27 protein-coding genes are annotated in these 24,628 nt (G+C 40.6%); 19 read left to right on the plus strand and 8 right to left on the minus strand.

Going from position 1 to position 24,628, the window contains the following annotated elements; all coding sequences use genetic code 11:
* Positions 1-185 precede the first annotated feature (185 nt).
* Together rpmG and rpmF are read right to left on the minus strand one after the other, a co-directional pair.
* On the minus strand, positions 186-335 hold the full coding sequence (rpmG, locus tag O3650_RS08285) for a 50S ribosomal protein L33 (RefSeq protein ID WP_001265622.1): 150 nt from the start codon (positions 333-335) through the stop codon (positions 186-188).
* 15 nt (positions 336-350) lie between these two features.
* Positions 351-533 (minus strand): 50S ribosomal protein L32, encoded by a 183-nt coding sequence (gene rpmF / locus O3650_RS08290; protein WP_000290417.1) that lies wholly within the window; start codon positions 531-533, stop codon positions 351-353.
* 230 nt (positions 534-763) lie between these two features.
* Here rpmF and ilvD point away from each other — a divergent pair, with 230 nt between their 5' ends.
* Positions 764-2,467 (plus strand): dihydroxy-acid dehydratase, encoded by a 1,704-nt coding sequence (gene ilvD / locus O3650_RS08295; protein ID WP_371491902.1) that lies wholly within the window; start codon positions 764-766, stop codon positions 2,465-2,467.
* A 212-nt stretch (positions 2,468-2,679) separates the two neighbouring features.
* On the opposite strand, the gene O3650_RS08300 is transcribed toward ilvD, so the two are convergent.
* Positions 2,680-3,021, minus strand: coding sequence for a metal-sulfur cluster assembly factor (locus O3650_RS08300; protein WP_261083203.1), 342 nt, complete (start codon positions 3,019-3,021; stop codon positions 2,680-2,682).
* A gap of 123 nt (positions 3,022-3,144) precedes the next feature.
* Between O3650_RS08300 and rgg the strand changes: the two genes are divergently transcribed.
* The 15 genes from rgg (at position 3,145) to O3650_RS08375 (ending at position 14,341) form a co-directional block, all read left to right on the plus strand.
* Positions 3,145-3,996: a quorum-sensing system transcriptional regulator Rgg gene (rgg, locus tag O3650_RS08305; protein WP_261083202.1), complete on the plus strand. Its 852-nt coding sequence runs from the start codon at positions 3,145-3,147 to the stop codon at positions 3,994-3,996.
* Positions 3,997-4,197: 201 nt separating this feature from the next.
* Positions 4,198-5,445 (plus strand): transporter, encoded by a 1,248-nt coding sequence (locus tag O3650_RS08310; RefSeq protein WP_261083199.1) that lies wholly within the window; start codon positions 4,198-4,200, stop codon positions 5,443-5,445.
* 77 nt (positions 5,446-5,522) lie between these two features.
* Positions 5,523-6,812 (plus strand): histidine--tRNA ligase, encoded by a 1,290-nt coding sequence (gene hisS, locus O3650_RS08315; RefSeq protein ID WP_261083197.1) that lies wholly within the window; start codon positions 5,523-5,525, stop codon positions 6,810-6,812.
* A 96-nt stretch (positions 6,813-6,908) separates the two neighbouring features.
* Positions 6,909-7,376: a hypothetical protein gene (locus O3650_RS08320; RefSeq protein WP_261083196.1), complete on the plus strand. Its 468-nt coding sequence runs from the start codon at positions 6,909-6,911 to the stop codon at positions 7,374-7,376.
* A gap of 9 nt (positions 7,377-7,385) precedes the next feature.
* Positions 7,386-7,592: a helix-turn-helix transcriptional regulator gene (locus O3650_RS08325; RefSeq protein ID WP_001176233.1), complete on the plus strand. Its 207-nt coding sequence runs from the start codon at positions 7,386-7,388 to the stop codon at positions 7,590-7,592.
* Positions 7,592-7,780 carry a hypothetical protein gene (locus O3650_RS08330; protein WP_023944022.1) on the plus strand — a complete coding sequence of 63 codons (189 nt, stop codon included), beginning with the start codon at positions 7,592-7,594 and terminating at the stop codon, positions 7,778-7,780. Before O3650_RS08325 ends, O3650_RS08330 begins: the two co-directional genes overlap by 1 nt.
* Positions 7,767-7,955 (plus strand): hypothetical protein, encoded by a 189-nt coding sequence (locus tag O3650_RS08335; protein WP_261068076.1) that lies wholly within the window; start codon positions 7,767-7,769, stop codon positions 7,953-7,955. The genes O3650_RS08330 and O3650_RS08335 overlap by 14 nt, the downstream gene beginning before the upstream one ends.
* 11 nt (positions 7,956-7,966) lie before the next feature.
* Positions 7,967-8,317: a PspC domain-containing protein gene (locus tag O3650_RS08340; protein ID WP_031227880.1), complete on the plus strand. Its 351-nt coding sequence runs from the start codon at positions 7,967-7,969 to the stop codon at positions 8,315-8,317.
* Between the two features lie 18 nt (positions 8,318-8,335).
* Positions 8,336-9,079, plus strand: coding sequence for a DUF3169 family protein (locus tag O3650_RS08345; RefSeq protein WP_261068075.1), 744 nt, complete (start codon positions 8,336-8,338; stop codon positions 9,077-9,079).
* Between the two features lie 10 nt (positions 9,080-9,089).
* Positions 9,090-9,914 (plus strand): ABC transporter ATP-binding protein, encoded by an 825-nt coding sequence (locus O3650_RS08350; protein WP_293964576.1) that lies wholly within the window; start codon positions 9,090-9,092, stop codon positions 9,912-9,914.
* Positions 9,907-10,605, plus strand: a complete 699-nt coding sequence (locus O3650_RS08355) for an ABC transporter permease (protein WP_050261012.1) — start codon at positions 9,907-9,909, stop codon at positions 10,603-10,605. Before O3650_RS08350 ends, O3650_RS08355 begins: the two co-directional genes overlap by 8 nt.
* Positions 10,606-10,614: 9 nt before the next feature.
* Complete coding sequence (locus tag O3650_RS08360) at positions 10,615-11,256, plus strand: CPBP family intramembrane glutamic endopeptidase (RefSeq protein WP_049502295.1); 642 nt, start codon at positions 10,615-10,617, stop codon at positions 11,254-11,256.
* A 17-nt stretch (positions 11,257-11,273) separates the two neighbouring features.
* On the plus strand, positions 11,274-11,504 hold the full coding sequence (locus tag O3650_RS08365; RefSeq protein WP_000832185.1) for a hypothetical protein: 231 nt from the start codon (positions 11,274-11,276) through the stop codon (positions 11,502-11,504).
* 154 nt (positions 11,505-11,658) lie between these two features.
* The gene (gene aspS, locus O3650_RS08370; protein WP_265527903.1) at positions 11,659-13,422 is read left to right on the plus strand and encodes an aspartate--tRNA ligase; all 1,764 of its coding nucleotides are present in this window, start codon (positions 11,659-11,661) and stop codon (positions 13,420-13,422) included.
* Positions 13,400-14,341, plus strand: coding sequence for a YitT family protein (locus tag O3650_RS08375; protein WP_261037243.1), 942 nt, complete (start codon positions 13,400-13,402; stop codon positions 14,339-14,341). The genes aspS and O3650_RS08375 overlap by 23 nt, the downstream gene beginning before the upstream one ends.
* Positions 14,342-14,369: 28 nt before the next feature.
* Here the strand turns inward: O3650_RS08375 and O3650_RS08380 are convergent, their stop codons facing one another.
* The 5 genes from O3650_RS08380 to O3650_RS08400 form a co-directional block, all read right to left on the minus strand.
* On the minus strand, positions 14,370-15,356 hold the full coding sequence (locus O3650_RS08380; protein ID WP_371491907.1) for a LacI family DNA-binding transcriptional regulator: 987 nt from the start codon (positions 15,354-15,356) through the stop codon (positions 14,370-14,372).
* Between the two features lie 9 nt (positions 15,357-15,365).
* Positions 15,366-16,166 carry a DUF1189 domain-containing protein gene (locus tag O3650_RS08385; protein WP_371491909.1) on the minus strand — a complete coding sequence of 267 codons (801 nt, stop codon included), beginning with the start codon at positions 16,164-16,166 and terminating at the stop codon, positions 15,366-15,368.
* A 145-nt stretch (positions 16,167-16,311) separates the two neighbouring features.
* A complete protein-coding gene (locus tag O3650_RS08390; protein WP_020902368.1) occupies positions 16,312-17,154 on the minus strand; it encodes a sugar ABC transporter permease in 843 nt (280 codons plus the stop codon).
* 1 nt (position 17,155) lies between these two features.
* The gene (locus O3650_RS08395) at positions 17,156-18,448 is read right to left on the minus strand and encodes an ABC transporter permease subunit (RefSeq protein ID WP_371491911.1); all 1,293 of its coding nucleotides are present in this window, start codon (positions 18,446-18,448) and stop codon (positions 17,156-17,158) included.
* Between the two features lie 109 nt (positions 18,449-18,557).
* On the minus strand, positions 18,558-19,829 hold the full coding sequence (locus O3650_RS08400; protein WP_371491912.1) for an extracellular solute-binding protein: 1,272 nt from the start codon (positions 19,827-19,829) through the stop codon (positions 18,558-18,560).
* A gap of 486 nt (positions 19,830-20,315) precedes the next feature.
* Between O3650_RS08400 and malQ the strand changes: the two genes are divergently transcribed.
* The 3 genes from malQ to O3650_RS08415 all read left to right on the plus strand — a co-directional run bounded on the left by malQ (position 20,316) and on the right by O3650_RS08415 (position 24,559).
* Positions 20,316-21,833 (plus strand): 4-alpha-glucanotransferase, encoded by a 1,518-nt coding sequence (gene malQ, locus O3650_RS08405; protein ID WP_261051514.1) that lies wholly within the window; start codon positions 20,316-20,318, stop codon positions 21,831-21,833.
* A gap of 25 nt (positions 21,834-21,858) precedes the next feature.
* Positions 21,859-24,117 carry a glycogen/starch/alpha-glucan family phosphorylase gene (gene glgP / locus O3650_RS08410; RefSeq protein ID WP_000950168.1) on the plus strand — a complete coding sequence of 753 codons (2,259 nt, stop codon included), beginning with the start codon at positions 21,859-21,861 and terminating at the stop codon, positions 24,115-24,117.
* A gap of 235 nt (positions 24,118-24,352) precedes the next feature.
* Positions 24,353-24,559, plus strand: coding sequence for a hypothetical protein (locus O3650_RS08415; RefSeq protein ID WP_000265679.1), 207 nt, complete (start codon positions 24,353-24,355; stop codon positions 24,557-24,559).
* Positions 24,560-24,628 lie beyond the last annotated feature (69 nt).

Raw genomic sequence — 24,628 nt, forward strand, 5'->3', positions numbered from 1 at the left:
AAAAGAAGAGCTACTCATCTGTGAAGTAGCTCTTCTCTTATATCCGTAATCTCTTTTTATTTATCTGAAAATGTAGAGAAAAATGTAGAGATTCGGCTGATTTGTATTGCAATACATTGAAATTTGAAATCTCAAGAATCGCTTAAAATCAGGGATTCTCACGCCTGCTGACGTGTAGTGAATCTCTATTTAACCTCTGTAAACACAACGTGTTTGCGAAGTTTTGGTGAGTATTTCTTCAATTGAAGACGGTCTGGAGTGTTACGTTTGTTTTTAGAAGTAAGGTACAAGCGTTCACCAGATTCTTTGTGTTCAAGTGTAATATTTACGCGCATGGTATCTCCCTTCTATTATTCAGCTGATGCAGCTTTAGCGATTTTACGTCCTTTGTAGTATCCTTTAAGTGATACACGGTGAGAACGTGAGTAATCTCCAGTAGTTTCGTCAAAGTTTACAGATGGAGCTGTTACTTTGTAGTGTGTACGACGTTTGTTTTTCTTCGCTTTTGAAGTGCGACGTGCAGGTACTGCCATTTTGATTTCTCCTTTAGGTATTTATATTCGATTCAATCTACTGATTTTCATCAACCATACTAGGATAACACATTTTTTTTGTAAAGTAAAGTTACTTGACAAAAAAAGATGAAAAAATTAGAAGGCCATTAACCAAATTAATCGAAATTTTCTGAAAATTCAAGAATTTTCTTCTGTTCATTGCTTTTAAAATGTGCTATAATAGTAAAAACTGAAATGGGAGGGAACAAATGACTGAATTAGATAAACGTCACCGCAGTAGCATTTATGACAGTATGGTGAAATCACCAAACCGTGCTATGCTTCGTGCGACTGGTATGACAGATAAGGACTTTGAAACACCGATTGTAGGAGTGATTTCGACTTGGGCGGAAAATACGCCATGTAACATTCACTTGCATGATTTTGGGAAATTAGCTAAAGAAGGTGTCAAATCGGCAGGTGCTTGGCCTGTGCAGTTTGGGACTATTACCGTAGCGGATGGGATTGCCATGGGAACGCCTGGTATGCGTTTCTCTTTGACATCTCGTGATATCATTGCGGACTCTATCGAGGCGGCGATGGGTGGTCACAACGTTGATGCCTTCGTTGCTATCGGTGGCTGTGACAAGAACATGCCTGGTTCTATGATTGCCATTGCTAATATGGATATCCCAGCTATTTTCGCCTATGGTGGAACTATTGCACCGGGAAATCTTGATGGAAAAGACATCGACTTGGTTTCTGTGTTTGAGGGTATCGGAAAATGGAACCACGGAGATATGACAGCTGAGGACGTGAAACGTCTTGAATGTAATGCCTGCCCTGGCCCTGGTGGCTGTGGTGGTATGTACACTGCTAATACCATGGCGACTGCTATCGAAGTTCTAGGTATGAGTTTGCCAGGCTCTTCATCTCACCCAGCTGAATCAGCTGACAAGAAAGAAGACATCGAAGCAGCAGGACGTGCTGTTGTTAAGATGCTGGAGCTTGGTCTCAAACCATCAGATATCTTGACTCGTGAAGCCTTTGAAGATGCCATCACTGTGACCATGGCTCTCGGTGGTTCTACAAATGCCACTCTTCACTTGCTTGCCATTGCCCATGCGGCTAATGTTGACTTGTCACTTGAGGACTTCAATACGATTCAAGAACGTGTGCCTCACTTGGCTGACTTGAAACCATCTGGTCAGTATGTCTTCCAAGACCTATATGAAGTCGGTGGTGTCCCAGCGGTTATGAAATATCTCTTGGCAAATGGATTCCTTCACGGAGACCGTATCACATGTGCTGGTAAGACTGTAGCTGAGAACTTGGCTGACTTTGCAGACCTTACACCAGGTCAAAAAGTTATCATGCCACTTGAAAATCCTAAACGTGCGGACGGTCCGCTTATCATCTTGAACGGGAACCTTGCCCCTGATGGAGCGGTTGCCAAGGTATCAGGTGTTAAAGTGCGTCGTCACGTTGGACCAGCTAAGGTCTTTGACTCAGAAGAAGATGCGATTCAGGCTGTTTTGACAGATGAAATCGTTGATGGCGATGTAGTCGTTGTTCGTTTTGTTGGACCTAAGGGTGGTCCTGGTATGCCTGAGATGCTGTCACTTTCATCCATGATTGTTGGTAAAGGTCAAGGAGACAAGGTTGCCCTCTTGACGGATGGCCGTTTCTCTGGTGGTACTTATGGTCTGGTTGTTGGACATATCGCTCCTGAAGCTCAGGATGGTGGACCAATTGCCTACCTTCGTACAGGCGATATCGTTACGGTTGACCAAGATACCAAAGAAATTTCCATGGCCGTATCCGAAGAAGAACTTGAAAAACGCAAGGCAGAAACAACCTTGCCACCACTTTATAGCCGTGGTGTCCTCGGTAAATATGCCCATATTGTATCATCTGCTTCACGCGGAGCCGTGACAGACTTCTGGAATATGGACAAGTCAGGTAAAAAATAAACTCATACTCTTCGAAAATCTCTTCAAACCACGTCAACGTCGCCTTGCCGTAGGTATGGTTACTGACTTCGTCAGTTCTATCTACAACCTCAAAACACTGTTTTGAGCAACCTGCGACTAGTTTCCTAGTTTGCTCTTTGATTTTCATTGAGTATCAAAAAGCAAGCCAACTTCGGCTTGCTTTTTTTCATCTTCAAAAGTAATTTGCCTGCTTAACGAGGTGGCAGTCCAAGGGCAATACGGCCGTAGCGACTGATTCGTGTGATTTTCCAGGCAGGCGACCAGGTAACTTCAACCTTGACATCTTCGATACCCTCGATTTGTTTGAGACCTGCAACGATTTCGATAGGCAGGTTTTCGGCACAATCACAGGCAGTATCGGTGAAGGTCATGACAATCTTACAGAGCCCTATTTCGTCCAGATTGATTTCATAAATCAGGCCTAGATTGTAAACATCCAATTCCACATCTGTATCAAAAACTTTCTCTAGTTTTTCGATAATTTGGTCTTGTAAGGCCAAAGCGCGGTCATTGATTTTGATATCCTCTCTCATTACAGTCCCTCCACGTGATAAATATCCTCTATTTTCTCATAATTCTGACAATTTGGCAAGTTTTTGATGAATTTTCTGAAAAATATGATAAAATGAAGAAAATATGGAATCAAGGGGAAGCCTATGGAGCAGATTGGAAAAGTCTTTAGACAATTACGAGAGTCAAGAAATATCTCGCTGAGACAAGCAACTGGGGGACAATTTTCGCCGTCTATGTTGTCCCGCTTTGAAACAGGTCAGAGTGAGCTTTCGGTGGAAAAGTTTCTATTTGCCCTAGAAAATATATCTGCCAGTGTGGAGGAGATCCTCTTTCTGGCGAGAGGTTTTCAGTATGATACAGATTCTGAGTTGAGAAAAGAAATCATAGATGTCTTGGATCCAAAGAATATAGCTCCGCTTGAGGACTTGTATCGCAAGGAGTATCAAAAGCATGCCCATTCTCAAAACAAACAGAAGCATATTTTAAATGCCATTATTATCAAGTCTTATATGAAGAGTATGGATGAAAGGGTAGAGTTAACGGCAGAGGAAGGGAAAGTCCTTCATGACTATCTGTTTTCTACCGAGATCTGGGGGATCTATGAACTCAATTTATTTTCAGTCAGTTCTGCTTTTTTATCTGTTTCTCTTTTTACTAGATATGTACGAGAAATGGTACGTAAATCTGATTTTCTAATGGAAATGTCTGGCAATCGAAACCTTTTTCACACTATACTATTGAATGGTTTTTTAGCCAGCATTGAGTGTGAAGAATTTACCAATGCCTCTTATTTTAAACGTGTTATCGAAGAGCATTTCTACAATGAAAATGAAACCTATTTCCGAATTGTCTATTTGTGGGCGGAAGGTCTCCTTGATAGCAAGCAAGGTAGAGTCAAGGAAGGCCGGAAAAAGATGGAAGATGCTGTCCGTATTTTTGAGATGCTTGGCTGTAATAAATCTGCCGAATACTATAGAAAAACGACCGATTGTTGAATATCTGCAAACTAAGAAAATCATTCGAAATTTTAAGCGATAGAACTATTGACCTCTCTCATGTCACTGGAGAAATTCAATCGTTTCTTTTTTCTCATTTTATTTGTTGCATATATTCAAAAGTTTTTCCTCTAGAATTTCTAAGTGCTATACTATAGTCATACTTTACATAAGAACTTCGAACAAGAAGGGAGATTACCTATGAAACTATTGTTCAGAAATCAAGCTTATCGTCTCTTGACTTTGTCACGCTTCTTCAATGCTTTTGGTGCTTCAATTTTTAACCTGGTATTTATCGTCTATGCATCGACCTTGCCACAAGCCTCCTTTGCTGTTGCTATGGCGAATATTGTCATGATTCTTCCGACTCTCTTTACAGTTTTTGTAGGGATTCGGGCAGATTACACGAGGGACAAGGTCAAATGGATGGTCTATAGCGGTTTGTTTCAGGCAGTTTTATTTTTTCTAGCAGCCCTAGTTGTTCAACAAGCTAGTCTCTTTGCCTTTTCTAGCCTGTGTTTAATCAATGTCATTAGTGATGTCATCAGTGATTTTGCAGGTGGCTTGCGCATGCCTCTTATTAAGGAAAAAGTAGCTGAAGACGATCTGATGGAGGCTTATTCTTTTAACCAGTTTATCACCTATATTTCAGCTATTGGTGGTCAAGCTTTTGGAGTCTGGCTCTTAGGTCTATCGGTCAACAATTTTTCCCTCGTTGCGGGAATCAATGCCTGTTTCTTCCTAGTATCAGCCGTCATCCTCTTTTTAGGAAAAAGCAAATTAAGCCTGTCAATGTCATCTGCTGATGGTGAAATTCTAAAAAATGAGAAGCTTCCGATCAAAGAGCAGTTCCTAACGATTTATCGAAATTTACGTCTCGTTTTTCTTAAAGGTGGACAGAAAAACTTTGGATTCATGATCTTTGCTGTCTTGCTTATCAATGCCTTGGGTGGCGCTTTAGGAAGTATCTATAACATCTTCTTTTTGAGCCATTCTCTTTTGGACTTTTCTTACACAGAGGCATTATTTATCAGTCAATTCTGTGCTTTGTTAGCAATCATCATCAGTAGCCTTACGGGCAATGATTATTTTGGGAAGCAGTCCTTGCCTAGATTGATGATGTGGGTGACCGTAGGACTCAGTCTAATTGGTCTAGCTAATTTATTCAATCAAGTCGTACTTGGTTTACTATTTCTCTGTTCAACTCTGTATGTGTCTGGTAAAGTTCAACCAAAGATTAGTGCCATGCTCCTGAAAAATCTAGCTCCAGAGGTTCTAGCTCGTACCAGTAATTTTTTAGGTTTATTGTTCACCTTATCCATACCTGTGGGAACAGCTTGTTTTTCACTTATAGCTGTATGGAATATACAGTTGACTTGGATGCTATTTGTTGGTCTTTCCTTGCTAGCTATTCTTTTGACAGGTCTTAATCTCAAAAATGATATTTGAATCCTAATTTTTTTCTAACTGTTTTAATCCCTCTATTTGTGGTAAAATAAGACTATTAAGTTTAAAGAGGATTCCCTATGAAATTACAAAAACCAAAAGGAACGCAGGATATTTTACCTGCTGAGTCTGCCAAGTGGCAGTACGTTGAAGGCTTTGCCCGTGAGATTTTCAAGCGCTATAACTATGCAGAAGTGCGCACGCCCATTTTTGAGCATTACGAGGTTATCAGTCGCTCTGTCGGAGATACGACCGATATCGTAACCAAGGAAATGTATGACTTTTATGACAAGGGTGACCGTCATATCACCCTCCGTCCAGAAGGAACTGCGCCCGTTGTCCGTTCCTATGTGGAAAATAAACTCTTTGCCCCAGAAGTGCAAAAGCCAAGCAAGTTCTACTACATGGGCCCTATGTTCCGCTATGAGCGTCCACAGGCAGGGCGTTTGCGCCAATTCCACCAGATTGGTGTTGAGTGTTTTGGCTCTAGCAATCCAGCTACTGATGTGGAAACCATCGCTATGGCAGCCCATTTCTTGAAAGAAATCGGCATCCAAGGTGTCAAACTACACCTCAATACTCTTGGAAATCCTGAGAGCCGTGCAGCCTACCGTCAAGCCTTGATTGACTATTTGACACCGCTCAAGGAGACCTTGTCTAAGGATAGCCAACGTCGTTTGGAGGAAAATCCTCTTCGTGTCTTGGACTCTAAGGAAAAAGAAGACAAGGTGGCAGTAGAGAATGCGCCTTCTATCTTAGACTTCCTTGATGAAGAAAGCCAAGCTCATTTTGATGCTGTGCGTCAGATGTTGGAGAATCTTGGAGTAGACTATATCATCGATACCAATATGGTGCGTGGTCTGGACTACTACAACCACACGATTTTCGAGTTTATCACTGAGATTGAGGGCAATGACCTGACAGTCTGTGCGGGTGGTCGTTACGATGGTTTGGTTTCTTACTTTGGAGGCCCTGAAACTACTGGCTTTGGTTTTGGACTTGGTGTAGAGCGCCTGCTTCTCATTCTTGAAAAGCAAGGTGTAACTCTCCCTATCGAAAACGCCCTAGATGTCTATATCGCAGTCTTGGGTCAAGGAGCAAATGTCAAGGCCTTGGAGTTGGTACAAGCTCTTCGCCAACAAGGTTTCAAAGCAGAGCGTGATTACCTCAACCGTAAACTTAAAGCTCAGTTCAAGTCAGCTGATGTTTTTGCGGCTAAGACCCTCATCACCCTAGGAGAGAGTGAAGTCGAAAGCGGACAAGTGACGGTTAAGAACAATCAAACACGAGAAGAAGTGCAAGTGTCACTTGAGGCAATCAGCCAAAACTTCTCAGAAATCTTTGAAAAACTAGGATTTTATACTCAATGAAAATCAAAGAGCAAACTAGGAAGCTAGCCGCAGGCTGTACTTGAGTACGGCAAGGTGAAGCTGACGTGGTTTGAATTTGATATTCGAAGAGTATTAATGATAGATAAACTGGTCAGGAACCCACTCCTGACCTTTTTCTTTTGCAAAATGACAAAAATCATAAACTTTTTGACAAATATGCTTGTCAAAAAGAAAAAGATGTGTTACAATGTAAGCAAGTTAAGAAATAAAGAAATAGGAGGGAGTCACATGTGGGTATGGATTTTTTTCCCTTTTCTCGTCTTGATTTATACGAGTCAATCTAAAAAAATCAAGCGGTTAGAGAAGAGGTTAAAGGTAATCGAAAGAAAAGAGAAAGGAAATATAGATATGTCAAGATTATTGCAAGAATTAATTGGGAAAAATCCAACAATCGTTGGACAAGTGTTTGGAACATCTTTATGGGAAGTTGTGGATGTTGATGAGGAATGGGTCAAACTACGTCATGTCGATAAAAATGGGAAAGAAAAATTCAAGTTGCAACGTATTGAGGATATCCAAGCCGTTGAATTTGACGGAGAGTAGGTGTGTAACATGCAACTAAAAAATCGTCTAAAAGAGCTTCGGGCTCGCGATGGTCTCAATCAAACCGAACTAGCCAAGCTAGCAGAGGTTTCCAGACAGACTATCAGCCTATTAGAACGGGACGAATACACCCCGTCCGTTGTGATTGCCTTGAAAATATCTCAGATTTTCAACGAAACAGTCGAATCGGTATTTCGCTTGGAGGAGGATGAGTGATGAACATGTATAGAGTGGTTTATTATATGAGTGTTCTTGCCCTTATTGTGAATGCCTTGGCTATGATTGGAACATTACTGGGTTGGTTCTATTTTGTTGAAAGTAAGTATTTGTTTTGGATTAACTTAGTCCTCTTGTCCATTTTCAATCGGTTGAAGAAAAAGGAGAAAGATGATGAACAAGTATAAAGTAATCTATTATGTAGTTGCCATAGCTCTATTAGTCAGCGTGTTTCTACTGATTGGGATGGACCTAGGCTGGTTTAGTCCCTATCAAAGTGACCAATTTATTTGGGTCTACTTTGCCCTCATCCCAGTCGTTGACTGGATTGAAAAGAAATCCAAAAATCTAGCAAGTGAATAAGGAGAATGAATATGAAAGAGTTTTTAGCAGGTTTTCAAGTAGATACTGAGAACAAAGAACTTGCAGGTGTCTGTGCAGGTTTAGGAAATTATTTTAATATCAAAACTATCGTGGTTCGTTTAGTGATGCTGTTCTTGTTTCTTTCCTCGACTGAATTTGGGATTTTGACAGTCACTCTGTATGCCTATCTTGCTGGTTGGCTAAGTAAAGAGCCTCTGGGAGCTAGTGAGACAAAAGCAAGAAACCAAGCTATTCTCTTGTTTGCTGTTTGTTTGATTTTAGTATCACTGGGAACAGAGGGCTTGACAGCTATTTATGAATCAGGTAAAGCCTTTGGTCAGTGGTTAGTTGGATTGGTTTAGTTTAGAAAGAGAATGAATATGAAAAAGAAAAATAAACGTGGATTGTTGTTATTTTTAATGTCTGTTGTCTTGGGAGGTTTCTTGGGCATGTTTGTAGGGATGTTTAAGGCACGTGCCGAATCCCACGAAATTATGTTAGATGTGAAAGTCTTGATACCATGGATATCAGCTATTTGTTTACTGATAGGTTTCATTAGTCTTCTTTTGACGTTCAATTTCCTAAAGAAAAGCAGAAAATTTCACTCCTTGTATCAAGAGGAAATGGATGATGATCTGAATGAAACATATTATGTGCAAATGAATCGTAATCTTGAGTTTGGAACTATTGCTTTTAATAGTGCAAGCGTAGCGATTTTATTGGCTCTCTTCATTTCAGGAAGTGAAGTAATTGTACTCGATATAAGCCATATAACCTTATCCCTTTCCTTTTTGGGATTAGTGTTGGTTTTCAATGCTCAAAATTATCTTTTTAAGACTATTGCGATTGTTCGTCAGATTGGTTTGGTGTTTTTCTCTACACCAAAGGATATCTTGGAGCATTTCGATTCTTACGATGAAGGGGAGCGCAAGGCTAATTTGGAACAGAGTTTTCGGATTTTATTCCAATTAAATAACTATGTCTTGCCAGGTCTCTACTTTCTGATTGCTCTCTTTTCTTTACTGACAGGAGAGATTCAGTTACTAGCCTTCTTGCTTGTAGGAGCCATCCATATTTATATTAATGTGATGCAGTTACCTATGGTGAAACGTTATTTCAAATAAAGGAGTTTCTATGATTCGTGTTGAAAATGTAAGCAAAAGTTTTGGGAGTAAAAAAGCTCTTCATCAGATTTCTTTTGAGATTAAGGAGGGTGAAATCTTTGGTTTTCTTGGCCCTTCTGGCTCAGGTAAAACAACCATGATCAATGTCTTGACAGGTCAGTTGGCTGCAGATCAAGGTAAAACAGTTTTGTTAGGCAAGAATTCTCAAGATTTAACCTCAAATGATTTGGAACAAATTGGTATTGTTAGTGATGGCAGTGGTTTTTATGAAAAGATGAGCCTTTACAAAAATCTGCTCATTTACGCTAAGTTATATGGCCTCAAGTCAGATAGAGTAAATCAGGTGCTCAAACAGGTTGGATTGGCAGATGCTAAAGATATTATCGCAGAAAAACTATCTACAGGAATGAAACAACGAATGTTCTTGGCCCGTGCCCTTCTGAATGCTCCTAAGATTCTCTTTCTAGATGAGCCAACTAGTGGCTTAGACCCTACAACATCTAAGATGATTCATACCCTACTTCAAGAATTAAAGCAGGCGGGGACAACTATCTTTCTGACCACGCATGATATGAATGAAGCAACTCTGCTTTGTGATCGCTTATCTCTTTTGAATAAGGGGAACTTAATAGAGTATGGAAGTCCACAAGATATTATCCAGAAGTACCATGTGGATAAGAAAGTACATGTGGTTTATAACGATGGACGAGAACAGATAGTTCCATTTGAAGAATTGCCACATTTAGACACGACAGATTTGATGGTGGTTCACTCTTGTGAGCCGACACTAGAAGAAATCTTTATCAGATTGACAGGAGAAAAGTTAGATGTTTAGAAAATTAAATGCCCTACTATGGTTAAGATTACAAGTTCTTATCAGCAATTCAACTTTGTTGGCGACTCTATTGATGCCTTTTGGAGCGACTGTTCTATATAATGAGTTCTTAAACAAGAGTGGAGAATTGAGTACGTATTTCCTTTCTATGAGTTTGACGATGGTCTTGAGCATGGGAAGTGGTTATATGGTATCGATTATGATGGCAGAAGATAAGGAAAAGCGCAATCTTAAATCACTCATCCTAAGTGGTGTGACAGCAACAGAATATACTTTCAGTATGCTCATTCTCCCTATGTTGATTATGTTGCTTGGAATGATTTCACTACCAATCTATCTTAAAGTGGATGTATCAGGTTACTTATTTGCCTATGTTATCTATTTGGTCCTAGCAACTATTAGTGTTATTTTTCTCAACCTTCTAATCGGTGCGGTGTCAGATACTCAGTCTAAAGCGCAAGTTTATAGTATCTTTCCTATGTTTATCGTCTCTTTTTTACCCATGTTTGCTCTTCAAAATGATACGGTTCAAAAAGTGTTGGATTACTCTTTTATTGGTCCAATTGTAAATCTTTTAAATAAAAAAGGTGGGGAAATATCTTTTTCTAATATCGGTATGTTACTTGCCTGGGTACTTGTGTTAGGAATAGCAAACCTCTTTGTATTGAAAAACAGCTATAAAGCAAGATAGGAGTTATCAATGAAATTACTTAAAAATCTTGGCTGGTTTCTTCTAGCCCTTCTATCCTTTTTCTTTGGTTATGGCTTTATTCAGGGGCTCGCGACTACGTCGCTTGCCTTAGGCGCGTCACCTTATGCTGTTACCTTACTTTATGTGGCCTTGGCTGGAGTTTATGTGTACGGCATTTATAAATGGTACCAGAAAGGCCCTGTCCATATTGAGAAGAGTGGCTTTAATCGATTTATTTGGCTCCCTGCCTTGGTTTGGTTCTTATCTCTTGTCGTTCAATTCTTCCTGCCAAATGATCCTTCAGTAAATCAGCAAATAGCGACAGACTTGACCTTGTCTCAACCACTTTTCTCATTCTTTGCGGTCGTTATTTTTGCTCCTTTGACGGAAGAACTTATCTTTAGAGGAATGCTGGCGCGCTATCTCTTTCCTAAGCAGGACAATAGTAAACAAACCCTGATTTTTCTTTTAATATCTAGTATTATCTTTGCCTTGATTCATTTCCCAGGAACTTTGCAACAGTTTTTGGTTTATGCTAGTCTAGGATTGAGTTTGGGGCTGGCTTATGTAAGTCGAAAAGGTCTTCTTTACAGCATTTCTCTTCACGCTTTGAATAATTTAGTCAGCTTTTTGATGATTCTCATGCTATAATAGAGTCAGGAGGTCACATGAAACGAGTAATTTTATTAGCAGTGATTCAGGCAGTCGTTCTATTTTTCATCATTGGAGCGCTAGCTTATGCCTTTAAGGGCGATTTCTTCTACAACTATCTAGCAGTTGTCTTTGCCCCTATTGCAGGTGTCTTGCGCTTTGGGACAGCTTACACAACGGAAATTGTCTTGCCTCGAAAGGCAGCCGAAATTGCTGAAAAACGTAAAGCAGGCAACAATTCAAAATAAAAGAGTCCGGTGAACTTCATCGGATTTTTGTATTGGCGTTAATTTTTAGAGTCTTCACTTGATTTTTAAAGACTGGCAAACTTTTCTGATGATTTTCATGAAGAGCCTGCGCTTTTATGGTAAAATAGTAACAGAATAAAAGAGGAGAGAAAACATGAAACGTAGTATGTATGCTGGTCGTGTTCGTGAGGAACACATCGGACAAGAAATGACCTTGAAAGGATGGGTTGGCCGTCGTCGTGACCTTGGTGGTTTGATTTTTATCGACCTTCGTGACCGTGAAGGAATCATGCAGTTGGTTATCAACCCTGAAAAAGTATCTGCAGAGGTCATGGCAACAGCTGAGAGCCTTCGTAGCGAATTTGTTATCGAGGTGACTGGACAGGTCGCTGCGCGTGAGCAAGCTAATGATAAGTTACCAACTGGTGCGGTTGAGTTAAACGTGACAGCTCTGACAGTGCTTAATACAGCTAAGACAACCCCATTTGAGATTAAGGATGGCATTGAGGCCAATGACGATACACGTTTGCGTTACCGTTACCTTGACCTTCGTCGTCCAGAAATGTTGGAAAATCTTAAACTTCGTGCTAAGGTGACCCACTCTATCCGCAACTACTTGGATGAGTTGGAGTTTATCGACGTGGAGACACCATTCCTTTCTAAGTCAACTCCTGAAGGGGCGCGTGACTATTTGGTGCCATCTCGTGTTAATAAAGGGCATTTTTACGCTCTTCCTCAAAGTCCACAAATCACGAAACAGCTCTTGATGAATGCTGGTTTTGACCGTTACTACCAAATCGTTAAATGTTTCCGTGACGAGGACTTGCGTGGTGACCGCCAGCCTGAGTTTACCCAGGTCGACTTGGAAACATCTTTCCTTACTGAGCAAGAAATCCAAGATATCACAGAAGGCTTGATTGCGCGTGTCATGAAGGAAACTAAAGGCATCGAAGTGACGCTTCCATTCCCTCGTATGAAATACGATGATGCGATGGCTCTTTACGGTTCTGATAAACCTGATACTCGTTTTGACATGTTGCTTCAGGACTTGACAGAAGTGGTCAAAGGTGTAGACTTTAAAGTCTTTTCAGAAGCACCTGCTGTAAAAGCCATTGTGGTCAAAGGCGCTGCGGACAATTATTCACGTAAAGACATCGACAAGATGACGGAAGTAGCCAAGCAGTACGGTGCCAAAGGTCTTGCTTGGGTCAAGGTGGTTGATGGAGAATTAAACGGACCAGTTGCCAAGTTCTTGACTAGCATCCAAGCAGAATTGACAACAGCGCTTGCACTTGAAGATAAGGACTTGGTTCTCTTTGTGGCGGATACGCTTGAAGTGGCCAATGCAACTCTTGGTGCCCTTCGTGGACGTATTGCCAAAGAGCTTGGCTTGATTGATAACGATAAATTCAACTTCCTTTGGGTAGTTGACTGGCCAATGTTTGAATGGTCTGAAGAAGAAGGCCGTTACATGAGCGCCCACCATCCATTTACTCTACCACAGGAAGAGACTGCTCACGAATTAGAAGGTGATTTGGCGAAGGTTCGTGCCATTGCTTACGATATTGTCTTGAACGGTTATGAGCTTGGTGGTGGTAGCCTTCGTATCAACCAAAAAGACCTTCAAGAACGTATGTTCAAGGCTCTTGGTTTCTCAGCCGAAGAAGCAAATGACCAATTTGGCTTCCTTCTTGAAGCCATGGACTATGGTTTCCCACCACACGGTGGTTTGGCTATCGGGCTTGACCGATTTGTCATGCTTTTAGCAGGGGAAGAAAATATCCGTGAAGTTATTGCCTTTCCTAAGAACAACAAGGCAACTGACCCAATGACACAAGCTCCTTCAACAGTAGCTCTCAAACAACTAGAGGAACTCAGCTTACAAATAGAAGAAGATGAAACAAGCAAAACGAATTAAGCGGTGGCGCTATTATCTGCGCCGCTTTGCTTATCAGATAAAAATTTTACGTGTCTTACAAAGCATCTCTCGGGAAAAATATGATGAGAAGATTTCGGCCTCTCTGGTCTATGGTTTTTTATCAGCAGTAGCGGTCAATTTCTTTTTCCAACCAGGGCATGTGTATTCGAGTGGTGCGACAGGTCTGGCACAGATTATCTCTGCCTTGAGTAATCATTGGTTTGGTTTTCATATCCCGATTTCGCTAACCTTCTACGCCATTAATTTTCCTTTGATGGTCTTGGCTTGGTATCAGATTGGCCATAAGTTCACCGTCTTTACCTTTATCACAGTATCCATGAGTTCCTTCTTTATCCAGTTTGTCCCTGTGGCAACCTTGACGGAGGATCCCATTATCAATGCCCTTTTTGGGGGTGTTGTCATGGGCTTGGGGATTGGTTTTGCTCTTCGAAACAATATCTCCAGTGGGGGAACGGATATCGTCAGCCTGACCATTCGCAAGAAAACAGGGAGGAATGTCGGTAGTATTTCTTTCTTGGTCAATGGGACTATCATGCTGATAGCAGGCTTGACCTTTGGTTGGAAATACGCTCTCTACTCTATGATTACCATCTTTGTCTCTAGCCGTGTGACAGATGCTGTCTTTACTAAGCAAAAACGCATGCAGGCCATGATTGTGACCAATCATCCAGACAAGGTAATTGAAAAAATACATAAAAAATTGCACCGTGGAGCAACCATGATCCACGATGCAGAAGGAACCTATAATCACGAGAGAAAGGCAGTTTTAATCACTGTCATTACACGTGCAGAGTTTAATGAATTTAAACAGATTATGAAACAGGTGGATCCAGGTGCCTTTGTCTCTGTATCAGAGAATGTTCATATTTTGGGACGATTCGTTGAAACAGAAAATTAGTAACTAAAAAACCAGCGCGAGCTGGTTTTTATTTTTCGATAATTTTGTGGGCAATCAACTGACGGTAACAAATTTGTTTATTGCTTTTAGCATCGCTGATAATCTGGAGGATAGTTTCAAGAGAAACACGACCAAGTTCTAGGCTATTGATATCAACATAGGCCGCCAAGTTGAGCTTGGGATTGACCGAGTCAAAGCTGAGAACAGGGACATCCAGTTGGTGCTTAGCAATATAGTCACAGACCCCTTCGGCTAGGAGGCTATCAATTGTAATGATAGCATCAATCTGAGGATCATGCTGAAAGAGGAGCTGGCTAAACTGATATCCTTTTTCCTCTAGAAATTCATTTGCAAAGTAGGTCAGATTGTCATCAAGAGGCAGTTGGTATTGTTTGAGTGCTGACTCATAGCCTGTTAAACGGTCTTGCGTTACGAAGAGTCGCTTAGTTCCTCCAATGAAGGCAATTCGTTTGCAGCCTTTTTTGATAAAATATTCGGTTGCATCAAAACCAGCTTGGACATTGTCATTATCTACAAGAGGAATAAAGGGTGAAATGGATTTTCCTAGGATGAGGAAGGGGAACTGCTCATCAGCGACCAGCTTGACCAAGGGATCCTCCTCTTCGGCATAAAGGAAGATTAAACCATCCACACGTTTACCGTAAACCATCTGTGAAATCGCTTTAAGTCTCTCTTTTTCATCTTTACCTGTTGCAATCTGAATGGCATAGTGGTTTTCAGATGCGACTTGGGCGATACCACGGAGGACAGATGGGAAGAAAGGATTTTGATAGAAGGCGTCTGAGTCGTCAGGAAGAACCAAGCCGATCACTTGGGTATAACTGCTTACCAAGCTACGAGCATTGAGGTTGGGGTGGTAATTGAGCTCCTTCATAGCCTTGCGAACGCGTTTTTTTGTTTCGTCGCTAATGGTTGATTTGTTTTGAATAACACGGGTTACGGTTGAAGGCGAAACACCAGCAGCCTTGGCCACGTCTTTAATCGTAACGGGCATAAAAATCTCCTATTTATGGTAATCTAGATCACGGAAATGCGTTTTATAAAAGATAGTAACCAGATACAGAACAAAAAGAATATTTTGTACAGTAATGAGAGTTGTCATATTTTGGCCAAATAAGCCCAAAATAAGCGTAATCAGAGTAGGTAATCCTAAACAGTTCAAGATAAAATGGTAGCACTCTTTAAAGGTCCTAAATGAAAAGAGGCGTGATTTCTTAGTGATATAAAGGAGAAGACTCGCTCCTAGAGAGACAATAAAGAAATTCAAACCAAAGAGGAAGCTCGCACCGAGAACTAGGAAGAGACTGATATAGACACGATTTTGCTGATACCAGTCTTTAGAAATAGCTTGGGTCAAGCTGTCTTTACTTTTGAAACTCTCAGTCTCAATCGCTCGGTAAGAGATACGGGTCAGTTCCTTACCTTCCTTGCTGATGACTAGCTCATTCGTATCGAAATGCAGTTGCAAGTCCTTAGGTAATTCCTTGCTTTGACTTGGACCGATCACAATAGAAGGCTCTTGACTAGCTGTTCCAGTATAAGTTAATTTACCATCAACAATTGTAGCGTGTTCAGAGAGATCCTGGACAACCTTATCTGTCAATGGTTCATAGACATTATCGATAAAGGTTTCTAGCGGATAAGTCTCCTGTGAGCTGTTTTGGATGGCAATAGGTACCATAGATAAGCTGATAAGGAAGATACTGGTAAAGAGAAGCTGAAACCAGTTGAGTCCGAAACGTTTGGACAGGGGCTTACGAAATCCCCAAATACTTGAAAAATATGAAAATGGATATGGAAGCATTTGTATCTTTCTAAAAGGTGTTTTCTATATGAGTATTATTATATAGAGAAATGTACTTTATTTCAAGTCTAGGAGACAAATTGCTTGCTACAAGGATATTTTTACAGTAACAAGTTTTAAAATGAAAAAGGGTGGCGGGGATATATTATCCCTTGTCGCCACCACTTGTAAGTCCTGAAACAAAGTTCTTTTGTAGGAAGAAGAAGAGAATACAGATTGGAAGGGCGATGAGGATAGCGCCTGCTGAGAAGTAGGCAATCTTCAAGTTCTTCGCATTGCTAACGAAGGTTTGGAGACCTACGGCAACAGTAAAGTATTCTTTCTCACGAAGCAAGAAACTAGAGAGGATGTAGTCCCCGAAAGGTCCCATGAAGGCCCAGAGAGCTTGTACGGCAACCATTGGGCGAACCAGTGGAAGAACAATTTGCCAGAAGCGGCGGAAGTGTCCTGCACCGTCTAGTTTTGCAGATTCGTCTAGAGACATTGGCACTGTATCGAAGTAGCCCTTCATGAGCCAAGCATTCATTGGGATACCACCACCAACGTAGAGGAAGATGAGGAACCAGCTGTGGTTAAGGGCGTTCAACATAAGTGCCATAACGAAGAAGGCTGTCAAAGCGGCCATTGTTGGAACCATTTGGATAATCAAGAAGAAGACCAAACTTTGTTTACGAGCCAAGAAATTGTAACGGCTGTAAGCATAACCAGCAAGTACGATAATACTTGTTTGAACAGCCATAGTAATTAAGGCGATAATCAAAGTGTTGAGATACCAAGTACCGTATAGGGTTTCAGTAAAGAGTCCTTTAAAGTTATCAAAATTGAAGTCGATGTTAGTATCGAGTTTAAAGGCCGCGACGTTACCTGCTTTAAAGGCTGACATGATGGTAATCAACAGTGGATAGATAATCACGATCGATAGGCCAATCAAGTAGAGGTAAGTAAGGGTTTGAGTCAGTCTACGTTTGAGTTTAATTGAGTTATTCATCTTAGACGTCCTCCATATCAAATGCGTGTAGTTTCTTGAATGCGATCATAGAGATTGAGATGACAATGATAGAGATAATCAAGGTAACAGCTGCCGCCATTGAGTATTGAGGAGATGTACCTGTTGTCAAACGGTAGATCCATGAGATCAAGATATCGGTTGAACCAGCTCCACCTCCGACACTACCAGGTCCTCCACCATTGAAGAGGTACATGATAGAGAAGTTGTTAAAGTTGAAGGTGTATTGACTAATCAAAGTAGGTGCCGCAACAGCCAAGATCATTGGGAAAGTGATGTTGCGGAATTTTTGCCAAGCATTGGCACCGTCAATATAAGCTGCTTCGTAAAGGTCGTTAGGAATAGATTGCAAGATACCCAAGGTCAAAACGTAGATGTATGGGAATCCAAGCCAACCCTGCATCATAATCAAGGCAATCTTAGTCCAAGTTGGGTCTGTTTTCCAAGGAATAAGAGTACCATCAAGGAAAGGAAGGAATTTAGCTAAGATTGGCAATACTTGAGTGTTGATGGCTCCGACACTATCGTTAAACATATTTGAGAATGTCAAGATAGTGATGAAGGCTGGAACAGCCCAAGGAAGAAGGAAAATAACACCAAAGATACGTTTTCCTTTGATAAATGGTTGGTTAGCAATGATAGCTGTGAAGATACCGATGACGATCTGTAAAGTTGAGGCAGCCAAAGCCCAGATGATAGTCCAAGAAAGAACGGCACCAAAGGCAGAACGGAAGGTACTCAAACTCCAGATGTTCGTAAAGTTGGTCAAACCAACCCAGTCCAACAATTTGTTTGGTGGCAAGTGTTGGAAGTCGTAGTTGGTAAAGGCAATCATCAAGGTTACGATAACTGGGAAGATGATTGCAAAGGTCATAGCAATGTAAGAAGGAATAATCAAGAGGTAAGGGAAACCATTTTCATAGATTCCTTTGATCATTTCTTTAAAGGTAAGTGCTACTGGTATGCCATTGTTAATGTGTTTGGCAGTTGTATGTGCATCTTTGATATTTGCGAAATAAAAGAGTACATAAACAACTACAAAGATTAAATGGAAGGCACCACGAATCAGCATAAAGAGGGAATTATCACGACCTGGTTTGTCACCAAGAGTGATGAGATTGCTCAATTCAGGGGCTGCAAGTGCTAGGAAGTAAAGGACAAATACGATGGTTACACCAAGGAATATAAAACCTTTGGCTTTTTGTTTATTGTAAATCTGTCCTAACCCAGGAATGATAGACAGCAGGGCTGCTTTACTAGGTTGTTGCTTTTCCATAATAACTCCTTTCATAGGATACTGGTTTCTAGATAAAACCTAAACTATTTGTGTTTTTGTTGATAAATTCAAAGGGGGATTTGATTTCCACCCCCCTTGAACAAATTTTTTATTCACCAAATTTTTGTTTGATTGTTTCTTTGATCAATGTTACAGCATCGTTAGCAGCTGTTTTAGCATCTTTCTTACCACTTACAGCTTCAAACAACATTGTTTTAGCTGGGTCCCAAACAGCTGACATTTGAGAGATGTTTGGCATTGGTTGAGCGTTCTTGAACTGTTTGATAACAGCTGTTGTCAACTCATCATTTTTACCTTCAGCGTATGAACGAGCTTCAGTGTTAGCTGGGATTTCATTAGTTTTATCGTAGAAGGCTTTTTGTTGTTCAGTTGAAACAAGGAAGTCTACAAATTTTTGAGCGCCTTCAAGGTTCTTAGTGCTTGATGGGATAATCCAAGCTTTACCACCACCGAATGCAGCATATTCTTTTCCATTTGGAAGAGTTGGGATAGTTGCAACACCGTAGTTTACTTTAGCATCTTTAAAGGCTTGAGCTTTCCAAGGTCCGTCGATGATAGCAGCTGTTTTACCTTCTTGGAATTGAGTTTGGATTAAGTTGCCAGCACCTTCAGTATCTTGCATACCTTTAGGCCATTTTTCATACCAAGATTTAGCGTAGTTGATACCTGCGATAGAACCGTCGTTTGCAAGACCGATATCTTTAGCGTCTTTACCGTTTTGTCCGAATACGTAAGCACCGTTACCAGCAAGAAGTCCATATGCATAGTAGAAGTTTGTCCAGTCAGCTAGGAAAGCAGAAGTTTTTCCATCTTCTCCAGCGAAGGCATATTTGCTATCTTTAGCAAGGTTTTCTAAGTCAGCAAAAGTTTTTGGAGCTTCTTTTACCAAGTCTTTGTTGTAGTACATAACAAGTGACTCGATAACAGCAGGAGCACCGTAAACTTTACCATCAGCAGCTGTCACAAGAGATTTAGTTTTATCATCTGTTTTAGCACCGTCGCTCAATTTCACTTCTGAGAGTTGTCCGTCAGTACCAAGGCTACCTACACGGTCGTATGGAGCCATCATAACATCAGCAGCTTGACCTGATTGGTTGTCAAGAGAAAGTTTGTCAAGCCCACCCATTTGGTCTCCTGTTTTGATGGTAACTTTTACGCCAGCTTCTTTTTCGTAAGCTTTTGCAGCTGATTCAGCAAAGGCTTTATATTGGTCTTCAACGTAGAAAGTGAGTTCTTTCGCTTCGGATGAACCAGAATCAGCAGGTTTATCAGCAGTTTTGCTTCCGCAAGCTACCAAAAGCAAGCTAGCAAGTGTAACAGTTCCAAGCACAGCAGCGCTCTTCATGAATTTAGATGACATAGTGTATTCCTCCTAAAGAATAACAAATTTTATAATGAGGAAACGCAAACGTTTTCCTTTATGGGACTAGTATAGCACAAATAGAAAACGGTTGCAAGTATTTTTTGTAAAAATTTTAAAAAAATTTTCACGAAAAGGGTAAGCGTTTTATTTGTTTATAATAGAAGAAAAGTCAGAAAATATATTTTCATGATTTTACTGAAATTATTTAGGGAAACGATTGCCTAGATTTTGAACAAAAAATAAATTGCTCTAGACCAAAACTAGGCTAAGTTGAGCCTTCTATTTGTAGTTGAAGAAGGTTTTGTAAATAGAAAAGAAAAATGTATATGTATACATAAAGAAGGACAAGTTTTTTTAAAAAAATAATCAAAAAGTTTTTTAAAAACGCTTGCAATTATTCCAAAAATAAAGTATACTTATCTTAACGCAAACGTTTGCGCCCAAAAATGAAAATTTAAACTACAAATACACGAGGTGTTGTTTATGAAAAAACGTCAAAGTGGTGTGTTGATGCACATCTCTTCTCTCCCAGGAGCCTACGGAATCGGATCATTTGGTCAAAGTGCTTACGACTTCGTTGATTTCTTGGTCCGTACAAAACAACGTTACTGGCAAATCCTTCCATTAGGAACAACTAGTTACGGAGATTCTCCTTACCAATCTTTCTCAGCCTTCGCAGGGAACACTCATTTTATCGATTTAGATATCTTGGTGGAACAAGGCTTGTTGGAAGCAAGTGACCTTGAAGGAGTTGACTTTGGTAGCGATGCATCTGAAGTTGACTATGCTAAAATCTACTACGCACGTCGTCCTCTTTTAGAAAAAGCGGTAAAACGTTTCTTGGAAGTAGGAGATGTTAAAGATTTTGAGAAATTTGCTCAAGACAATCAATCATGGCTTGAGCTCTTTGCTGAGTATATGGCTATAAAGGAGCATTTTGACAATCTTGCGTGGACTGAATGGCCAGATGCTGATGCTCGCGCTCGTAAAGCTTCAGCCCTTGAAAGCTACCGTGAGCAATTGGCAGACAAGTTGGTTTACCACCGTGTGACTCAATACTTCTTCTTCCAACAATGGTTGAAATTGAAAGCATACGCTAACGACAACCACATCGAAATCGTTGGGGACATGCCAATCTACGTAGCGGAAGATTCAAGCGATATGTGGGCAAATCCACATCTCTTCAAGACAGATGTCAACGGTAAGGCAACTTGTATCGCAGGATGCCCACCCGATGAGTTTTCTGCAACTGGTCAGCTTTGGGGGAACCCAATCTATGACTGGGAAGCAATGGATAAAGACGGATACAAATGGTGGATTGAACGCTTGCGTGAAAGCTTCAAAATCTACGATATCGTTCGTATCGACCACTTCCGTGGTTTCGAATCTTACTGGGAAATCCCTGCTGGTTCCGATACAGCAGCACCTGGTGAGTGGGTGAAAGGTCCGGGCTACAAGCTTTTTGCAGCCGTTAAGGAAGAACTTGGTGAGCTAAACATCATCGCAGAAGACCTTGGCTTCATGACAGATGAAGTTATTGAGTTGCGTGAACGTACTGGCTTCCCAGGAATGAAGATTCTTCAATTTGCTTTCAATCCAGAAGACGAAAGTATCGATAGCCCACACTTGGCACCTGCTAACTCAGTTATGTACACAGGAACACACGATAACAACACGGTCCTTGGTTGGTACCGTAACGAGATTGATGATGCGACTCGTGAGTACATGGCTCGCTATACTAACCGTAAAGAATACGAAACAGTTCCACACGCTATGCTTCGTACAGTCTTTTCATCAGTTAGCTTCATGGCAATTGCAACTATGCAAGATTTGCTAGAATTGGATGAGACAGCTCGTATGAACTTCCCATCTACCCTTGGTGGAAACTGGTCTTGGCGTATGACTGAAGATCAATTGACACCAGCCGTCGAGGAAGGCTTACTTGACTTGACAACAATCTATCGACGAATTAATGAAAATTTGGTAGAATTAAAGAAATAATACAATATCAGGAGACACCTTAAACATGTTATCACTACAAGAATTTGTACAAAATCGTTACAATAAAACCATTGCAGAATGTAGCAATGAAGAGCTTTACCTTGCTCTTCTTAACTACAGCAAGCTTGCAAGCAGCCAAAAACCAGTCAACACTGGTAAAAAGAAAGTTTACTATATCTCAGCTGAGTTCTTGATTGGTAAACTCTTGTCAAACAACTTGATCAACCTTGGTCTTTACGACGATGTCAAAAAAGAACTTGCTGCTGCAGGTAAAGACTTGATCGAAGTTGAAGAAGTTGAATTGGAACCATCTCTTGGTAATGGTGGTTTGGGACGTTTGGCTGCCTGCTTTATCGACTCAATTGCGACTCTTGGTTTGAATGGTGACGGTGTTGGTCTTAACTACCACTTTGGTCTTTTCCAACAAGTTCTTAAAAACAACCAACAAGAAACAATTCCAAATGCATGGTTGACAGAGCAAAACTGGTTGGTTCGCTCAAGCCGTAGCTACCAAGTACCATTTGCAGACTTTACTTTGACATCAACTCTTTACGATATTGATGTTACTGGTTATGAAACAGCAACTAAAAACCGCTTGCGTTTGTTTGACTTGGATTCAGTTGATTCTTCTATTATTAAAGATGGTATCAACTTTGACAAGACAGATATCGCTCGCAACTTGACTCTCTTCCTTTACCCAGATGATAGTGACCGTCAAGGTGAATTGCTCCGTATCTTCCAACAATACTTCATGGTTTCAAACGGTGCGCAATTGATCATCGACGAAGCAATCGAAAAAGGAAGCAACTTGCATGACCTTGCTGATTACGCAGTTGTACAAATCAACGATACTCACCCATCAATGGTTATCCCTGAATTGATCCGTCTTTTGACTGCACGTGGTATCGAGCTTGACGAAGCAATCTCAATCGTTCGTAGCATGACTGCCTACACTAACCACACAATCCTTGCTGAAGCCCTTGAAAAATGGCCTCTTGAATTCTTGCAAGAAGTGGTTCCTCACTTGGTACCAATCATCGAAGAATTGGACCGTCGCGTGAAAGCAGAATACAAAGATCCAGCTGTTCAAATTATCGATGAGAGCGGACGTGTTCACATGGCTCACATGGATATCCACTACGGATACAGTGTTAACGGGGTAGCGGCACTCCACACTGAAATCTTGAAGAACTCTGAGTTGAAAGCCTTCTACGACCTTTACCCAGAAAAATTCAACAACAAAACAAACGGTATTACTTTCCGTCGTTGGCTCATGCATGCTAACCCACGATTGTCTCACTACTTGGATGAGATTCTTGGAGAAGGTTGGCACCATGAAGCAGATGAGCTTGAAAAACTCTTGTCTTATGAAGACAAAGCAGCTGTCAAAGAAAAATTGGAAAGCATCAAGGCTCACAACAAACGTAAATTGGCTCGTCACTTGAAAGAACACCAAGGTGTAGAAATCAATCCAAACTCTATCTTTGATATCCAAATCAAACGTCTTCACGAGTACAAACGTCAACAAATGAACGCTTTGTACGTGATCCACAAATACCTTGACATCAAAGCTGGTAACATCCCTGCTCGTCCAATCACAATTTTATTTGGTGGTAAAGCAGCTCCAGCCTACACAATCGCTCAAGACATTATCCACTTGATTCTTTGCATGTCAGAAGTGATTGCTAACGATCCAGCAGTAGCTCCACACTTGCAAGTTGTTATGGTTGAAAACTACAACGTTACTGCAGCAAGCTTCCTTATCCCAGCATGTGATATCTCAGAACAAATCTCACTTGCTTCTAAAGAAGCTTCAGGTACTGGTAACATGAAATTCATGTTGAACGGAGCTTTGACTCTTGGTACTATGGACGGAGCTAACGTGGAAATCGCTGAGTTGGTTGGCGACGAAAACATCTACATCTTTGGTGAAGATTCAGAAACTGTTATCGATCTTTACGCAAAAGCAGCTTACAAATCAAGCGAATTCTACGCTCGTGAAGCTATCAAACCATTGGTTGACTTCATCGTTAGCGATGCAGTTCTTGCAGCTGGAAACAAAGAGCGCTTGGAACGTCTTTACAATGAATTGATCAACAAAGACTGGTTCATGACTCTTCTTGACTTGGAAGACTACATCAAAGTGAAAGAGCAAATGCTTGCTGACTATGAAGACCGTGACGCATGGTTGGATAAAGTTATCGTTAACATTTCTAAAGCAGGATTCTTCTCATCTGACCGTACAATCGCTCAGTATAACGAAGATATCTGGCACTTGAACTAAGATACAAGTTTATACTAATACATTTTGTAAAAAAGCGAATTCCGATTGAAATTCGCTTTTTTAAATGCTGTGGATTTGGGTCAATTTTGTCTAAAAATAGGGAGATCCTAGATACAGTGAAGGCTTTAAATGCTGATTTTTACGGTCTTTCAGACTCATGATTAGAACACCTCATATTTCTTGTATTCGTTTACATAAAGCATTATAATATGATTGTAGGAAAGAAGGTGTTTTTATGTGGAAAAAATATTTTTCAAAATATAGATGGACTGATTTATTTTGGATTTTATTTATCATTTTGACCTGCCTCTATATAGGTAACCATGATTTGTTTCCTCTCAATCATCAAGAATTCTCTTTTCGTGGTAGCTTTTGGGGGTTGGTACTTGCCTTATATCAATTGCTGTTTATTGATAAGTTTGTAATTTCGAATCGAAAATAAATATGAGGTATATGCCTGACTGGCTGCTTTTAATATTGATTTTGGAGGAAGATTTTGTCTCTATTATTT

It is taken from the genome of Streptococcus sp. 20925_1_24 (assembly GCF_041432335.1).
GTDB lineage: Bacteria > Bacillota > Bacilli > Lactobacillales > Streptococcaceae > Streptococcus > Streptococcus mitis_BM.

Coding starts and splice junctions, on each gene's coding strand:
- O3650_RS08320 (WP_261083196.1), top strand. CDS start 6,909: ATGATAGATAAACTGGTCAGGAACCCACTCCTGACCTTTTTCTTTTGC.
- glgP (WP_000950168.1), top strand. CDS start 21,859: ATGTTATCACTACAAGAATTTGTACAAAATCGTTACAATAAAACCATT.
- O3650_RS08355 (WP_050261012.1), top strand. CDS start 9,907: ATGTTTAGAAAATTAAATGCCCTACTATGGTTAAGATTACAAGTTCTT.
- O3650_RS08310 (WP_261083199.1), top strand. CDS start 4,198: ATGAAACTATTGTTCAGAAATCAAGCTTATCGTCTCTTGACTTTGTCA.
- O3650_RS08350 (WP_293964576.1), top strand. CDS start 9,090: ATGATTCGTGTTGAAAATGTAAGCAAAAGTTTTGGGAGTAAAAAAGCT.
- rgg (WP_261083202.1), top strand. CDS start 3,145: ATGGAGCAGATTGGAAAAGTCTTTAGACAATTACGAGAGTCAAGAAAT.
- O3650_RS08345 (WP_261068075.1), top strand. CDS start 8,336: ATGAAAAAGAAAAATAAACGTGGATTGTTGTTATTTTTAATGTCTGTT.
- O3650_RS08375 (WP_261037243.1), top strand. CDS start 13,400: ATGAAACAAGCAAAACGAATTAAGCGGTGGCGCTATTATCTGCGCCGC.
- O3650_RS08300 (WP_261083203.1), bottom strand. CDS start 3,021: ATGAGAGAGGATATCAAAATCAATGACCGCGCTTTGGCCTTACAAGAC.
- O3650_RS08400 (WP_371491912.1), bottom strand. CDS start 19,829: ATGTCATCTAAATTCATGAAGAGCGCTGCTGTGCTTGGAACTGTTACA.
- O3650_RS08335 (WP_261068076.1), top strand. CDS start 7,767: ATGAACAAGTATAAAGTAATCTATTATGTAGTTGCCATAGCTCTATTA.
- O3650_RS08325 (WP_001176233.1), top strand. CDS start 7,386: ATGCAACTAAAAAATCGTCTAAAAGAGCTTCGGGCTCGCGATGGTCTC.
- O3650_RS08395 (WP_371491911.1), bottom strand. CDS start 18,448: ATGGAAAAGCAACAACCTAGTAAAGCAGCCCTGCTGTCTATCATTCCT.
- O3650_RS08365 (WP_000832185.1), top strand. CDS start 11,274: ATGAAACGAGTAATTTTATTAGCAGTGATTCAGGCAGTCGTTCTATTT.
- aspS (WP_265527903.1), top strand. CDS start 11,659: ATGAAACGTAGTATGTATGCTGGTCGTGTTCGTGAGGAACACATCGGA.
- O3650_RS08390 (WP_020902368.1), bottom strand. CDS start 17,154: ATGAATAACTCAATTAAACTCAAACGTAGACTGACTCAAACCCTTACT.
- O3650_RS08415 (WP_000265679.1), top strand. CDS start 24,353: ATGTGGAAAAAATATTTTTCAAAATATAGATGGACTGATTTATTTTGG.
- hisS (WP_261083197.1), top strand. CDS start 5,523: ATGAAATTACAAAAACCAAAAGGAACGCAGGATATTTTACCTGCTGAG.
- O3650_RS08360 (WP_049502295.1), top strand. CDS start 10,615: ATGAAATTACTTAAAAATCTTGGCTGGTTTCTTCTAGCCCTTCTATCC.
- rpmF (WP_000290417.1), bottom strand. CDS start 533: ATGGCAGTACCTGCACGTCGCACTTCAAAAGCGAAGAAAAACAAACGT.
- O3650_RS08380 (WP_371491907.1), bottom strand. CDS start 15,356: ATGCCCGTTACGATTAAAGACGTGGCCAAGGCTGCTGGTGTTTCGCCT.
- malQ (WP_261051514.1), top strand. CDS start 20,316: ATGAAAAAACGTCAAAGTGGTGTGTTGATGCACATCTCTTCTCTCCCA.
- ilvD (WP_371491902.1), top strand. CDS start 764: ATGACTGAATTAGATAAACGTCACCGCAGTAGCATTTATGACAGTATG.
- rpmG (WP_001265622.1), bottom strand. CDS start 335: ATGCGCGTAAATATTACACTTGAACACAAAGAATCTGGTGAACGCTTG.
- O3650_RS08385 (WP_371491909.1), bottom strand. CDS start 16,166: ATGCTTCCATATCCATTTTCATATTTTTCAAGTATTTGGGGATTTCGT.
- O3650_RS08330 (WP_023944022.1), top strand. CDS start 7,592: ATGAACATGTATAGAGTGGTTTATTATATGAGTGTTCTTGCCCTTATT.
- O3650_RS08340 (WP_031227880.1), top strand. CDS start 7,967: ATGAAAGAGTTTTTAGCAGGTTTTCAAGTAGATACTGAGAACAAAGAA.